The sequence below is a fragment of the Carboxylicivirga litoralis genome (assembly GCF_025499605.1).
Taxonomy (GTDB): domain Bacteria; phylum Bacteroidota; class Bacteroidia; order Bacteroidales; family Marinilabiliaceae; genus Carboxylicivirga; species Carboxylicivirga litoralis.
The window spans coordinates 1-13,352 of the sequence record NZ_JAFMVC010000034.1 but is presented as its reverse complement, the minus strand read 5'-3'; the positions used below and the strand labels follow the sequence as shown (position 1 = coordinate 13,352).

Sequence of the window (13,352 nt, the reverse complement as noted above, 5' to 3'; positions counted from 1 at the left end):
AACTTCCTAGTGACAACACTTCACCTCTTGCGTTTCTTCCTTAAATTCTGGTGAGATGTATGGTATTCCGAGGTTCATACCCCGCAGAATAAACAACAAACCCAGGATAATGATAAAGACTGGCATCGCCTTTCGCATTTGATGCAGAAAACGGCTTTTAATAATATTGGCAAAATAAGCGACAGCAAACATCAAGGGTAAAGTACCCAAGCCAAAAAACACCATAAATATCACACTGTCGCTAATGGTATTAGAGGTTACTGCTCGCGAAATTGCCACATAAACCAAACCACAGGGCAGAAAGCCATTAAGCACACCAATCACCAAGAGGTTACTTAAACGCTTTCGGTTTAATGAATCACCAATTTTCTTTTTTAAAGTTGTATAAATAGAAGTACTTATTTTATTGGATGATTTTGGCATTTTTATAACACCTGGCAAGACTACAGACAATATCATTATTACACCACAGGCTATAGAAACCCATTGCTGAATGCCGGACAGTTTCAAGCCAGCTCCCAGCAAACCAAAAATCAGTCCTAAAATACCATAAGTAAAAGCGCGACCAACATTATATAAAAGCGCTCCTGCAGCTTTTTGTGCACTTGAATTAGTTGGCAGTGGTAATGCCAAAGCCAAAGGACCACACATACCAACGCAATGAAGACTCCCTAAAAAACCAAAAATAAATCCTTCTATGATGTTCATGATAAAACTAGTCTATAAAAATATCTTGTTTGGTGAGGTATGGCTGACCATTGGCCTGCCATTCAATAATCAGCTCATATTTACCACTCTTGAGTTTGCTGAGCGGAATGCTTAGCTTATAGTGCTCATCAAGCTTAATGTCTTCCTCAACATCTAATGTTTTATCAGATGGACGGTAAATATGAACTAAACCAGTTATTGCATCAGCATCAGCTATATTATCAGGAAAAATGATTTCAAAAGATTGATCAATATTGACCTCTACTTTTTTTGTTAAAGCATTATAATTCTTCAACTTTTCAATTTGATTATCGTACTTCAATTCTTTTGGGTAATAATCCTCGGTCACCATATCAATTCGCTCTCGTGTAGTAACATACACTAGACTTAAGAAGCCAATAACACTGCATGCAATTACAAGGATAATACCGTGTCCCCAATTAAATTTCATAATATATTACTTTAAGGTTCAGGATTTAAAATTAAGGTCCGACAAAAGTGGTGTGTATCGTTTCAATCAATTCATCACCATTGTAGATGCCCAAAACAATATCAGTGCTACCACCTGTCATTTCACTTTCATTTAATTTAATAAGAAATACACCCTGTATTTTCTCTTGCTTCTTAACAACCATTGTATTGCCAGCCAATTCAACCAAGCCATTGGGCGATACCAACTTAATATTCAGGTTACCTTCGTTTTCTGTTTTATTCACAATCTTATAATTGTAAATATTTGAATACATGCCCTCATCCAGTTTTTGATACAAGGAACCTTGCACACGCAAAATAGTGGTTTCATAACTGGAGCGAAGTGTAAATAATACAACCAAGACACCTATCAATGCGGTAGTCAATGCTGTATACGCTATGATACGCGGTGTCCATTTAAAACTGGCTCCATTGATTATATTATTTTGAGATGTGATTCGAATCAGCCCTTCCGGCAATTTGTAACGTTGCATGGTGCTGTCGCAGGCATCCATACACGCTGTACAGTTGATACATTCTAACTGAATTCCATTGCGAATATCAATACCGGTAGGACATACGCTGACACATTTATTACAATTGACACAATCGCCTTTACCTGCCGCTGCCCTATCCTCATCTTTACGCATGGGAGCCCGTCCTTCACCGCGCTTGAAATCGTAGGTCACCATTAAGGTATTATTATCAAGTAATGCACCTTGCAAACGGCCATAAGGACAAACCAGGGAACAAACCTGCTCTCTGAAGTAGGCAAATACAAAATAAAAGGCTCCTGTAAACACCATTATAGCAATAAAAACACTCATATTCTCAGATGGAGCTCCCAATATATACTGGTGTACTTTATCAGCTCCCACAATATAGGCCATCATTGTGTGCGTTATAGCCCACGAGATAATGATAAAGATAAAATGCTTGAGCAATGAACGCCAGATACGATCAAAAGAATCTTCTCCTTTAGCTCGTATACGCTGCTGGTCACCTGTTCCTTCTATCCAATATTCAATACGACGAAACACCATTTCCATAAAAATGGTTTGCGGACAGGCCCAGCCACACCAAACACGCCCATAAACAACTGTAAACGTGACAATAGAAATAATAATGGTTATCAGCCCGATAACAAACAAATGAAAATCCTGAGGCCAAAAAACCACACCAAACAACACAAACTTACGCTGCAAAATATTAAACAACAATAAGGGTTCGCCAGCCACTTTTATATGTGGTGCAGCAAACAAGAATACCAATAATATCAGTGCTACAATGGTTCTTGCATTATAGTACTTACCCTTTGGCTGATTGGCATATACCCAATTGCGCCGTCCCTCTTCATTCATGGTGACGATGCGATCGCGAAAGTTGTTTTCTCCTGTTTCACTCATGATAACCTGCTAACCTGGTATTTAACGTTTGTCAAAAGTTAATGATAGTTGAATTGTTTAAAAGTTTATAAGTTTAGTTATTAACTAACTGTTTCTATTTGTGTTTATTGCTTTAACAAGACCATTAATAACATTACTTAACTCATGTCCATCCTTTCGCAATTCAATCAATTGTTCATCTGAAATATATCCCATGTCTGAAGAGATGATAAGCTGATTAATAACCTCCATCAAACTTGAGTAAGAATATTGATAAAACCTTATTTGATCATTAGCCGATAAACGCGAGCTTCCTTCTGCAAGATTAGATGAAATTGAAATAGACGCCCTTCGTAATTGGCTAACCAAACCATATTTCTCTTCTTCAGGAAATCCAGCTGTTAATTGGTATATCTTCTTAACAAACGCCCTGCTCAATTGCCAAGCTGTTAATCGCTCAAAAGAAAACTGATGCATACTTTTTTTGTTTTCAACTACCTATACTCTTCAACTGTTAAACTCCTAAACTATTCCATTGGCTCATACTTCTCCCCTTCAGGAGCTTTCGGATTCGGAGGATTCGTTCCTTGCAAGGTAGTGATATAGCTGGCTACCTGGTGAATTTGTTTTTTCGACAGCTGACCTTTCCAGGCAATCATGCCTTTCTCTACAACACCATTATTGATGATTAGGGTAATATCATCAAAGCTTCCGCCATGAATCCAATACTCATCCGTCAGGTTAGGACCAACCAAACCCTGACCTTCTGCCAAATGGCAAACAGCACAATTTGTTTTAAAAATCTTGGCTCCTTTATCTAAACCACCAGCATCGGCCAATGGCACAGAGTAATCAGTATCATCAGCTTCGATGACAATGCCTCCAGCACCTTCTTCCTCTTCTTCAGGATTAGCAGCCAACATCTCATTTTCATATTCCTGAGATGGTAAGTCACCATCACCGTAGAAATGATATTTGGCCAAATAGAAATAGGCAAACAACATCGAAAAAATAAAGATAAAAGTGAGCCACCAAGGTGGATTATTGGCTAATTCGCGAATACCATCAAACTCATGCTCTGGCACAAACTTATCATTTGTTAATGGATCAATATCCGGGAATTGCTCTTTGTTCTTATTCTCTTCCATAGATAAAAAGTCTGTTAGTAATTGTCTTCAGGCCTCAACGCTTTCTCCACTTACTTTCTATTAACCTTATCGACAATGAACTATGTAAATTAATTTTACAGCTTTAACTTTCATTAATTGATGGCATTTCATCAGCCTTATCGGTGGCATAATTGGAAACTTCATCAATGTATTCTTTCTTCATTCGAATGACCATATAGGTCACCACCAGGAAAAAAGTAAAAAAGATAATGAAGGAGATTATCGGGTATATTTCAACACCCGAAATCGATTCTAAATAATGTCTTACTAACTTCATAATACCCCTCCTTATTCTGTTGGTTCCGTTTCAGGAGCAACTTTATAAATATCTGTTCCCAAACGCTGTAAATAGGCGATTAATGCAATAATCTCCTTGTCGCGAGTCGTTTCAATACCAGCTGCATTTAACCCTGTTACAATCTTATCTGCCTGCTTGTAATAATCTTCAACAGCCTTTTCATCATATCCTTCCGGATACGGCACTCCAAGCGTTTGCATGGCTCTAATCTTAGCCGGCAAGTTTGAAATATCCAAATCATCACTAATTAACCATGGGTATTTAGGCATGATGGAATTCTCATTTAATTTTTGCGGGTCGAGCATGTGGTTATAATGCCAGGCATCCGGTTTATAAATTTTACCGGTCATAACCCCTTCACGGGCTAAATCAGGCCCAGTTCGCTTAGAACCCCACTGGAATGGGTGATCGTATACAAACTCACCTGCTTTTGAATATTCACCGTAACGTTCAGTCTCAGAACGGAACGGACGTATCATCTGCGAGTGACAGTTATAACAGCCCTCGCGCAGGTATATATCGCGCCCTTCCAACTCCAAAGGCGTATATGGCTGAACACTTGATATTGTGGGCACATTCGATTTAATCAGGAAGGTAGGAATCAGTTCAATAAACGTTCCGATTAAAACAGTAATTAATGAAATAATCATGAATTGAACAGGCTTACGCTCTAACCAACCATGCGCCTTTTCACCTTTTTTACCTTTATGAATATCTTCAACAACTGCTGTTGCTTCTTCGTTTGCAGCGACCTTACCCTGGGCAGCCGTTTTCCAAAGGTTAACACCCATTAGCACAGCACCCGTTAAGTAGATGAGTCCACCAAAAGCACGCATGTAGTACATGGGGCGAATTTGTGTAACCGTCTCCAGGAAGTTTGGATATGCTAACAAACCTTCTTCAGTAAATTCTTTCCACATCAGGCTTTGCGTCAGGCCTGCCCAATACATCGGAATGGCATAGAACAAGATACCTAAGGTTCCAATCCAGAAGTGTGCACTGGCCATCTTCTCCGAATATAGTTTGGTTTTGAATATCTGAGGTACCAACCAATATAATACTCCGAAAGTTAAGAACCCGTTCCACCCAAGTGTTCCAATATGAACATGGGCCACTGTCCAGTCGGTAAAGTGACTGATGGCATTGACATTTTTCAGCGACAACATAGGCCCTTCGAATGTGGCCATACCATAACAGGTTACTGCCACCACTAAAAACTTAAGTGTCGCACTTTCGCGCACCTTATCCCAGGCACCTCTTAAAGTGAGCAGTCCGTTTAACATACCACCCCACGAAGGAGCCAGTAACATGATTGAAAAGACAGTTCCTAAGGATTGTGCCCAATCGGGTAAAGCAGTGTATAATAAATGGTGCGGTCCGGCCCATATATAAATGAAAAGGAAAGACCAAAAGTGTACAATCGACAGACGGTATGAATAAACCGGACGGTTCGAGGCCTTGGGTATGTAATAATACATCAAGCCCAAATAAGGCGTTGTAAGAAAGAATGCGACAGCATTGTGGCCATACCACCATTGCACCAGGGCATCCTGAACCCCTGCATACCATGAGTAACTTTTAAATAGTGTTACGGGCAGCTCCACCGAGTTAACCACATGAAGAACTGTAACGGTTATAAAAGTCGCCAGGTAAAACCAGATGGCTACATACAAATGCTTCACGCGACGCTTAACAATGGTCCCAAACATGTTCCAGCCAAAAATGAGCCACACAACAGCAATCAAAATGTCAATGGGCCATTCTAATTCAGCATACTCCTTACCAGTTGTAAATCCTAAGGCCAACGTTAAGGCGGCCAAAACAATGATAAGCTGCCAGCCCCAGAAATGCATGTAACTTAATACATCGCTAAACATGCGGGTTTTAAGTAAGCGCTGCATGGAGTGATATACGCCCATAAAAATACCATTCCCGACAAAAGCGAAAATGGCTGCATTGGTATGTATGGGTCTGACCCTACCAAAAGTTGTGTATTCCAAGTCAAAATTAAAGATTGGCATGGCCATTTGAAGAGCCGCCAAAACGCCGGCCGCCATACCTACCAATCCCCAAATAATGGTGGCATACATAAAATATTTGACAATTTTATTGTCGTAATAAAACGTCTCTTGCTTCATGTGTTCAACATTTTTCAATATTTAGTAAAAACGGTCCCTCACGCCTTTGCCTGACGATGGTTCTTACTAAGATTTTGGATTTTATTATTAGATTTCTTTTTCTCTTCTTTCTGGTCAAACAGAATACGTACAGAAGGCGAATAATCATCATCGTATTGTCCTGATTTAACAGCCCATATAAACAAGCCCAGAAAAATAAGCGCCACACACAAACTGGCTACAACAAGTACGATAATTATCTCCATTCAGTAACGTTTCATTGGTTAATGTAGTAAAAGTAAAAATTATTTAGGATTTAAAGGTCTTATTATTACTATTTAATTCTGCATGATTTTCGTCTATAATGACAATCAGCACAATACGATTGTTTAACATTTATTAAACTTTTTAGCCCAACTGCACTTAGTCCACTCATTTTCAGAATACCGAATTAGTTTACTGTCATCGATACAATGACTGATACTGCAGGTTACTATCAGTTCGACAATAAAAAACCTACAACCCCCTTCGCTTTCCGCTTATCATCACATTGACACTGGTGAAAACAACGACCGATACACTGCTTAAAGGCATCAGCACTGCCGCAAACAAAGGACTTAGCTGACCTGACACGGCAAAGGATAAGCCAATCACATTGTACAAAAAAGATATAAAAATAGCCGCATAAACAATTTTCAATGCCGATTTTGAGAATCGAATAAAACGTGGCAATTGTGTTAGTTCTGAGGCACTGATGATGGCATCGCTGGAGGGTGAAAACTGATGCACATCATCGGCTACTGCAATACCAACATCGGCTTCCTTTAAAGCCCCCACATCATTGAGCCCATCGCCTACCATCATAACGGTTTTTCCCTGCGCATTCAGTTCCGAAACATAGTCCTTCTTATCTTTTGGTGTTTGATAAAAATGAATCCGTTCCTTATCAACTATCTGGCTCAACGCTTCCTGCTCAGCATCATTATCGCCCGACAAAATATGCACATCGGTATATTGCTGCACATTCTTAAGCATTTCTTTCCAGTTTTCGCGGTAATAATTTTTGATGGTGTAGCAACCTATCAATGCTTCATCTATACTGATATAAACCTGTGCTGATGAATTACCAGGTTGAGACTGAGCACCCACAAAACCAGCAGAGCCCAATTTGAGCCGGTGATTCATAACCAAAGCCTCTACACCAGCACCTTCCTGCTCGTTAAACTCCAATACTTCAAATAGGTCTGCTTTGTTTAAATGCGCCACCAAAGCACGACTCAATGGATGGCGTGACTGGTAAGCCACCGATTTAATAAGCGACTGTGTATAATGATCGGGGGCAGTACCATCAAATACAACCTCAAAATGCTCCGGGTCAGTTAATGTACCCGTTTTATCAAAGACAATGGCATCCACCTTTGTCAGCCTTTCGATAATAGAGGTAAGCTTCAGGTAAAAGTGATTCTTTCCTAAAATACGTCCGGCGTGGCCAAAGGCAAAAGGTACCGATAAAGCTAATGCACAGGGACAGGCAATAATCAGCACCGAAGTAAAGGCCATGACTGCCTTCGTGCTATCTTGCCAGGCCCAGTATAACCCCGTTAAGGTACTGATAAGAATTATAGCAATGGTGAAGTACTTACTCACAACATTTAGCGTATGCGATATCATCGATTCCTTCTCGTCTGCATTACTGCGCTCCTTCCATAGTTCTGCCAGGTAACCTGTCTCTGCTTTTTTCTCAACTTTCAATAACAGGGCATTACCAATAACACGGCCTCCGGCATAAATTAGATCTTCTTTGGCTTTGCGCACCGGCACCGACTCGCCGGTTATAAAACTATAATCGATGGATGCACCAATAGACAATAATTTAGCGTCGGCAGGTATGATCTCTCCGTTACGTACCTGAATCTTATCGCCCGACTGCAACTCACTGATTGGCACAATCTCTTCTTTATTATCAACTATCCGTGTAATGCCCAGTGGAAAGTAAGAACTGTAATCATTGTCAAAGCTCAATGCTTCGTAGGTTTTGGCCTGGTACCATTTCCCAATTAACAAGAAAAAAATGAGGCCGGTCAGCGAATCAAGATAACCAGAACCATTGTCTGTAATAATCTCAAACAGACTGCGAATAAAAATAGCAATAATACCCAAGGCTATCGGCATATCAATGGACACAATGCCCCGTTTAATATTCTTCCAGGCCGTGATAAAGTATTCGTTACCCGAAAAAAACATGGCTGGAACTGAGAGCAGCACACTTATCCATTTAAACCAGGCAATAATATTGGGATTCAAAGCAATGTCATCGGATAAATAATCGGGAAAACTCAGCAACATTACATTACCAAAAATAAAACCGGCAACACCTAACTTCACCAATAACTTCTTACTACGTTTAGCCGTTTTCTTCTGCTCTTCTGTCTTAATATGTGGTTTATAATTGATGGAAGCCAGCAAGGCCATCAATTCACTCAATTTAATCTCCTCTTCATTAAAGGTAATAGCCGCCTCGCGCCTGTTAAAGTTGACTGTTGAGGTCACCACGCCTTTATGCAAGCGGTGCAGGTTCTCAATCAGCCAGATACATGAACTACAATGAATAGAAGGAATATAGAGCTTGACCCGACCAATTGAGCCATCATAAAAGTCCAGCACCGAACGCTTAATATCTTCCTGATCGAGGTAATCGTAATAGTCAATATTTGCTTTTTTATCGCGTATCCCAGGCGCTTTTTCAATATCGTAATAAGCACCCATATCATTCTCTTTCAGGATATCATATACCATAACGCAGCCTTCGCAACAAAAGTCTTTATCGTCGTGCCGCACCCACGATTGTGATGGGCTTCCGCAATGGTAACATGTTTTAGACATATTGGATTGTTATGTGAGTTTGGTAATATAAAAAGAAAGGGGTGGAATTTGTTTAAAAGTGAATAAATTTGGAAGGCAGCACTGAAACTATAAAAAGCATTTAACTCCGTCTCTATGGCTAAAATTGTAATCGCCCCCGATAAATTTAAAGGTTCCCTTTCAGGACTAGAGTTTTGTGATATTGTGAAGCAAGGCATTAAAAAGCATTGCCCGGATAGTGAGATTATAAAATGCCCCTTAGCCGACGGTGGCGATGGTACGATTGATGCGCTTGCTTATTATTTGGATGGTCACATGGAAGAGCTGACGGTCTCTGATCCTTTGTTACGTCCAATCAAAGCATCCTACCTGTTATCAACCGACAAACAAACAGCTTTTATCGAAATGTCAGCTGCGTCGGGCATTCGCTTGTTAAAAAAGGAAGAGCTGAACCCATTGAAAACAAGCACATATGGAACAGGTGAATTAATTAAGGACGCTATCAACAAAGGTGCCCGCCATATTTTACTGGGTATTGGCGGCAGTGCCACCAACGACGGAGGTCTGGGAATGGCAACTGCCCTGGGGTTTCAATTCTATGATATTAGAGGCAAGCTTCTCAGAGGTATTGGTGCCGACCTGGAACAATTACATTGGATTGATAATAGTAATCTTCATCCTCAACTTAAAAATATTAAGTTTGAAGTAGCCTGTGATGTCGACAACCCTTTATTTGGTCCTGATGGTGCTGCCACGGTGTATGCTCCTCAAAAAGGAGCTGACAGTAGAATGGTAAAACAACTGGATGATGGTCTGAGAAACTACAATGACATTATTAAACAAACCCTTAATATCGACCTTCAAGGCATAAAAGGAGCTGGGGCTGCAGGAGGATTGGGAGCCGGATGCATTGCTTTTTTAAATAGCGAACTGAAGCCTGGCATTGAACTAATGAAAGAAGCAGCTGACTTTGAAGAGCAGATAAAAGATACCGATTGGCTTATCACCGGTGAAGGTCAGCTCGACCAACAAACCCTTTCGGGTAAGGTTATTAATGGTATTATGAACAGTTTAAGCACTCAGAAACTGGCTATTTTTTGTGGTGTCAATCGCTTAACAGATGAAGAGCTGGCCGAAACACCTGTTAGTTATATTGATGAAATAGCCCCTAAGGCATTAAATATCGACGACTCCATGGCCAATGCAGCTAAGTATCTGGAGGTGATAACTGAAAAGTTCGCAATAGCTCACTTACTTTAGTTTATTAAGCGTAAATATTACAATTGAACACTTATCTTTGCCCGCCTAAAAAGAGCATGATGAGTGAATTCTGGAAGCGACTATTAATGTGCATACAACAAGCCTGGCCGATGGGTTTAAAAACATCTATCTGGCTTATAAAGTTGACATTGCCCGTATCGTTTGCTGTACTTTTACTCGATTATTTCGGATTGCTGGTGATGATGGCAAAATACACCAGCCCCATCTTCCAACTGATAGGCTTACCTGGTGTTGCAGCATTGGTGCTGCTTACAAGTATTTTCACCAACATCTATTCGGTAGTTGCAGTACTTACTACTTTAGCTTTACCCACCAGGGATGGTACCATCCTGGCTGTGATGTGCCTTATCTCACATGGCTTTTTAATTGAAACAGCTATTCTAAAAAAGACCAATTCATCGGCCATACGCATGCTGCTGCTTCGACTTATCTCCAGCTTTATCATTGGTGCACTACTCAATCAAATTTTGCCAGGTACACCGTCTGATGGCACCTACCTCTACCAGAATCAACACACTGATATAGTGCAGGCCATCATGGCCTGGTTGCCCCAGATTGGTGCTACCTTACTTAAAATTATTATCCTGGTTAACGCTCTATTAATCGTGCAACGCCTACTGGAAGAATTTGGCATTTTAAAGTACATGACCAGACCACTCACTCCATTTATGCGCTTAATGGGCCTGCCTAAAGAATCATCGTTTTTATGGATGATAGGCAATACCATTGGTTTGGCCTATGGTTCGGCCGTGATGCTGCAAAAAGTGGAGGAAGGGCAGCTCAAACCCAAAGAATGCGACCTGCTTAACCACCATCTGGCCATCTCCCATTCGCAACTGGAAGACCCACTTTTGTTTGTTAGCCTGGGCTATTCTATGCCGGTGCTCATTATTCCACGGGTATTGTTTGCCATAGTGGTAGTATGGTTACGACGCATTGAAAATAGCCTTAGAAGCAAACTGTAAGTTTAAGTAAATATTTATTAAAAGAACAATTAAACTTAATAAGTTACGACCAGCGAGTTTATCCCTACACCCTGAACTTGCCTTTCAGTTGAAATTATTAATTTAGCAGAACAACTAACTATGAAACAAAACCTAAACTCATGAGTAAGCGTAATACGATCTTTATCTCCATTTTGCTTGTTACAGCTGGCGTTATCATCAGCTATATGGGCGAACGAACCAACGGCAGCGTTGATATCGAATTAACCGATTTCTTTGCCGGCATTCTTTTTGGCGGAGGTTCTGCTTTATTGATCAAGACTTTATTTGATTTGAGAAAAAACAGGCCGTAACTACCAGTTGATTCGCTCTTCCTGCCTGGAAGCGATAACCTCCTCGTATATAGATTCATATAAACTCCAATCGGCATCATAATTACCGCCAAACGCTTTTGTACAGCTTGTTTCTCCGGCTGGTATATGCATTATCTGATCCTCACTAAATTGTTTTAATTTAGGATTATAGAAAAATAGCCAAAGTATGCATTCATCCATATAATGGTCATCGCGTAAGCTAATCGAACACTGACCATCAGGTCGTAACCCAGCCGTTAAATTCCATTTCCAGTATTCTTTACTAACATTCCGTAAGACCCAAATCGCAGTGCTTTTGTAATCTGACATAGCGTTCATATTACCCGGGCGCCACTTAAGTAAAAAGTGATGATTACTTCGTTCTACTGTCATCGACTTGGCTCCACTCCTTTTTCCCCTTGACCAATGCAGGTGCTCATACACTTTTGCTGTATCTAAACTGGCCTTTCGCATAAACTGTTTATGCAATCCTATAAATGCATTGTGCGAGTTACTATAAGTCGGAACACCTTTGTAACAGAACTGTCTCAAGGCTTTAGTTTGGGCACTTATCAGGTTTAAAGTACCATGCAAATTACGATCTCTTAACTGCTTTTCAGTTTTAGGGTCTTTAGGCTGGTTGTAACTGCGTAAACGCATCTGTTCGCCTATCAGGTAGAAAATAACATTACCATCGCGTCCCACATTAATGTGTGACAAATACTTGTGCTTTCTCATTGGTTTGGATTTTAAGATTTACATCCTACAAGTTACCACCCAAAACAAGTGTTTCAAAACCACTGACAACTAGCAAAATCAAACTGATTAAATACGTCCGTTTTTCGTTCGGTAATGTTCGGCAGGATTTTTAATTAAAAAACTTTTTCGATAGACGTATCGCTCATTTAAAAAGAAAGCCTTAAAGCAGGCTTAAATCAAGTATTCAGTATAATTATCTTATTTCGATAGTTATATGCGTGAGTTAGTCTAGTAGAAGCACTCATCTTTTATAACTACCTGCGTCGTACCAACAAAGGGTCTTCTTCGGGATCAACCTCGCTGGGAGCGTAGTTATGCCGAAGCTGGTACAAAGAAGACCAGAAGAGGGTACGCAGAAGAATCAGAGAAAGACCGAAGAACAAATAACCAAAACTGAAGAAACTTATACTTCAAATTGCTTTCAATTGACAAATCACGAACACATGAAAAACAACACTAGTGAGTAAATTGTATATTTAGTGCGGTCTTTGACATGGCCAATCCTCGTCAGAAATCGGTCGGTCGCGTTGTGAATTGCTTTCAAATTGTATATTTAGTGCGGTCTTTGACATGATGTAAAACCAATTGAAGAGCCAAGCTACCGTTGTGAATTGCTTTCAAATTGTATATTTAGTGCGGTCTTTGACATGTTTCGTTTTAAATGATATTCAAATATATATGTTGTGAATTGCTTTCAAATTGTATATTTAGTGCGGTCTTTGACATGCAGTGGCCGAAAACGCCAGGATAACGATTTGTTGTGAATTGCTTTCAAATTGTATATTTAGTGTGGTCTTTGACATGCCAATCGCAGATTAAGAAAAGCTTTCAGTTGTTGTGAATTGCTTTCAAATTGTATATTTAGTGCGGTCTTTGACATGCCATAACCACCTACGCTTTGCAGTAATTACGTTGTGAATTGCTTTCAAATTGTATATTTAGTGCGGTCTTTGACATGGTCAACGTTGGGGTGTATTTCCATCGGAACGTTGTGAATTGCTTTCA

The 13,352-nt window shown here is 40.1% G+C and carries 13 protein-coding genes and 1 CRISPR repeat array; of the genes, 3 read left to right on the top strand and 10 right to left on the bottom strand.

Annotated features, from left to right (window positions below; translation table 11 throughout):
• Positions 1–6 precede the first annotated feature (6 nt).
• The 9 genes from J1N10_RS18825 to J1N10_RS18785 form a co-directional block, all read right to left on the bottom strand.
• Positions 7–708: a sulfite exporter TauE/SafE family protein gene (locus J1N10_RS18825; protein ID WP_262328287.1), complete on the bottom strand. Its 702-nt coding sequence runs from the start codon at positions 706–708 to the stop codon at positions 7–9.
• Between the two features lie 7 nt (positions 709–715).
• The gene (locus J1N10_RS18820; RefSeq protein ID WP_262328286.1) at positions 716–1,159 is read right to left on the bottom strand and encodes a FixH family protein; all 444 of its coding nucleotides are present in this window, start codon (positions 1,157–1,159) and stop codon (positions 716–718) included.
• A gap of 31 nt (positions 1,160–1,190) precedes the next feature.
• Positions 1,191–2,585 carry a cytochrome c oxidase accessory protein CcoG gene (gene ccoG / locus J1N10_RS18815; protein WP_262328285.1) on the bottom strand — a complete coding sequence of 465 codons (1,395 nt, stop codon included), beginning with the start codon at positions 2,583–2,585 and terminating at the stop codon, positions 1,191–1,193.
• An 84-nt stretch (positions 2,586–2,669) separates the two neighbouring features.
• Complete coding sequence (locus tag J1N10_RS18810; protein ID WP_262328284.1) at positions 2,670–3,041, bottom strand: four helix bundle protein; 372 nt, start codon at positions 3,039–3,041, stop codon at positions 2,670–2,672.
• Between the two features lie 50 nt (positions 3,042–3,091).
• On the bottom strand, positions 3,092–3,712 hold the full coding sequence (locus J1N10_RS18805) for a c-type cytochrome (protein ID WP_262328283.1): 621 nt from the start codon (positions 3,710–3,712) through the stop codon (positions 3,092–3,094).
• Between the two features lie 103 nt (positions 3,713–3,815).
• The gene (locus J1N10_RS18800) at positions 3,816–4,010 is read right to left on the bottom strand and encodes a hypothetical protein (RefSeq protein ID WP_262328282.1); all 195 of its coding nucleotides are present in this window, start codon (positions 4,008–4,010) and stop codon (positions 3,816–3,818) included.
• 11 nt (positions 4,011–4,021) lie between these two features.
• Positions 4,022–6,169, bottom strand: coding sequence for a cytochrome-c oxidase, cbb3-type subunit I (ccoN, locus tag J1N10_RS18795; protein ID WP_262328281.1), 2,148 nt, complete (start codon positions 6,167–6,169; stop codon positions 4,022–4,024).
• Positions 6,170–6,207: 38 nt separating this feature from the next.
• Positions 6,208–6,414 (bottom strand): cbb3-type cytochrome oxidase assembly protein CcoS, encoded by a 207-nt coding sequence (gene ccoS, locus J1N10_RS18790; RefSeq protein ID WP_262328280.1) that lies wholly within the window; start codon positions 6,412–6,414, stop codon positions 6,208–6,210.
• A 250-nt stretch (positions 6,415–6,664) separates the two neighbouring features.
• Positions 6,665–9,031, bottom strand: coding sequence for a heavy metal translocating P-type ATPase (locus J1N10_RS18785; protein WP_262328279.1), 2,367 nt, complete (start codon positions 9,029–9,031; stop codon positions 6,665–6,667).
• 114 nt (positions 9,032–9,145) lie between these two features.
• On the opposite strand from J1N10_RS18785, the gene J1N10_RS18780 reads away from it, so the two are divergent.
• The 3 genes from J1N10_RS18780 (at position 9,146) to J1N10_RS18770 (ending at position 11,588) form a co-directional block, all read left to right on the top strand.
• Entirely contained in the window at positions 9,146–10,270 is a 1,125-nt protein-coding gene (locus J1N10_RS18780; protein WP_262328278.1) for a glycerate kinase, read from the top strand.
• Positions 10,271–10,329: 59 nt separating this feature from the next.
• Positions 10,330–11,256, top strand: coding sequence for a hypothetical protein (locus J1N10_RS18775; RefSeq protein WP_262328277.1), 927 nt, complete (start codon positions 10,330–10,332; stop codon positions 11,254–11,256).
• 140 nt (positions 11,257–11,396) lie between these two features.
• On the top strand, positions 11,397–11,588 hold the full coding sequence (locus tag J1N10_RS18770) for a hypothetical protein (RefSeq protein ID WP_262328276.1): 192 nt from the start codon (positions 11,397–11,399) through the stop codon (positions 11,586–11,588).
• On the opposite strand, the gene J1N10_RS18765 is transcribed toward J1N10_RS18770, so the two are convergent.
• A complete protein-coding gene (locus J1N10_RS18765; protein WP_262328275.1) occupies positions 11,589–12,326 on the bottom strand; it encodes a hypothetical protein in 738 nt (245 codons plus the stop codon).
• A gap of 547 nt (positions 12,327–12,873) precedes the next feature.
• A CRISPR array of direct repeats spans positions 12,874–13,305; the repeat unit is 47 nt; unit sequence GTTGTGAATTGCTTTCAAATTGTATATTTAGTGCGGTCTTTGACATG.
• Positions 13,306–13,352 lie beyond the last annotated feature (47 nt).

What these genes read in the sequence shown, in the direction of transcription:
- J1N10_RS18825 (WP_262328287.1), bottom strand. Translation starts at nt 708, where the DNA reads ATGAACATCATAGAAGGATTTATTTTTGGTTTTTTAGGGAGTCTTCAT.
- J1N10_RS18820 (WP_262328286.1), bottom strand. Translation starts at nt 1,159, where the DNA reads ATGAAATTTAATTGGGGACACGGTATTATCCTTGTAATTGCATGCAGT.
- ccoG (WP_262328285.1), bottom strand. Translation starts at nt 2,585, where the DNA reads ATGAGTGAAACAGGAGAAAACAACTTTCGCGATCGCATCGTCACCATG.
- J1N10_RS18810 (WP_262328284.1), bottom strand. Translation starts at nt 3,041, where the DNA reads ATGCATCAGTTTTCTTTTGAGCGATTAACAGCTTGGCAATTGAGCAGG.
- J1N10_RS18805 (WP_262328283.1), bottom strand. Translation starts at nt 3,712, where the DNA reads ATGGAAGAGAATAAGAACAAAGAGCAATTCCCGGATATTGATCCATTA.
- J1N10_RS18800 (WP_262328282.1), bottom strand. Translation starts at nt 4,010, where the DNA reads ATGAAGTTAGTAAGACATTATTTAGAATCGATTTCGGGTGTTGAAATA.
- ccoN (WP_262328281.1), bottom strand. Translation starts at nt 6,169, where the DNA reads ATGAAGCAAGAGACGTTTTATTACGACAATAAAATTGTCAAATATTTT.
- ccoS (WP_262328280.1), bottom strand. Translation starts at nt 6,414, where the DNA reads ATGGAGATAATTATCGTACTTGTTGTAGCCAGTTTGTGTGTGGCGCTT.
- J1N10_RS18785 (WP_262328279.1), bottom strand. Translation starts at nt 9,031, where the DNA reads ATGTCTAAAACATGTTACCATTGCGGAAGCCCATCACAATCGTGGGTG.
- J1N10_RS18780 (WP_262328278.1), top strand. Translation starts at nt 9,146, where the DNA reads ATGGCTAAAATTGTAATCGCCCCCGATAAATTTAAAGGTTCCCTTTCA.
- J1N10_RS18775 (WP_262328277.1), top strand. Translation starts at nt 10,330, where the DNA reads ATGAGTGAATTCTGGAAGCGACTATTAATGTGCATACAACAAGCCTGG.
- J1N10_RS18770 (WP_262328276.1), top strand. Translation starts at nt 11,397, where the DNA reads ATGAGTAAGCGTAATACGATCTTTATCTCCATTTTGCTTGTTACAGCT.
- J1N10_RS18765 (WP_262328275.1), bottom strand. Translation starts at nt 12,326, where the DNA reads ATGAGAAAGCACAAGTATTTGTCACACATTAATGTGGGACGCGATGGT.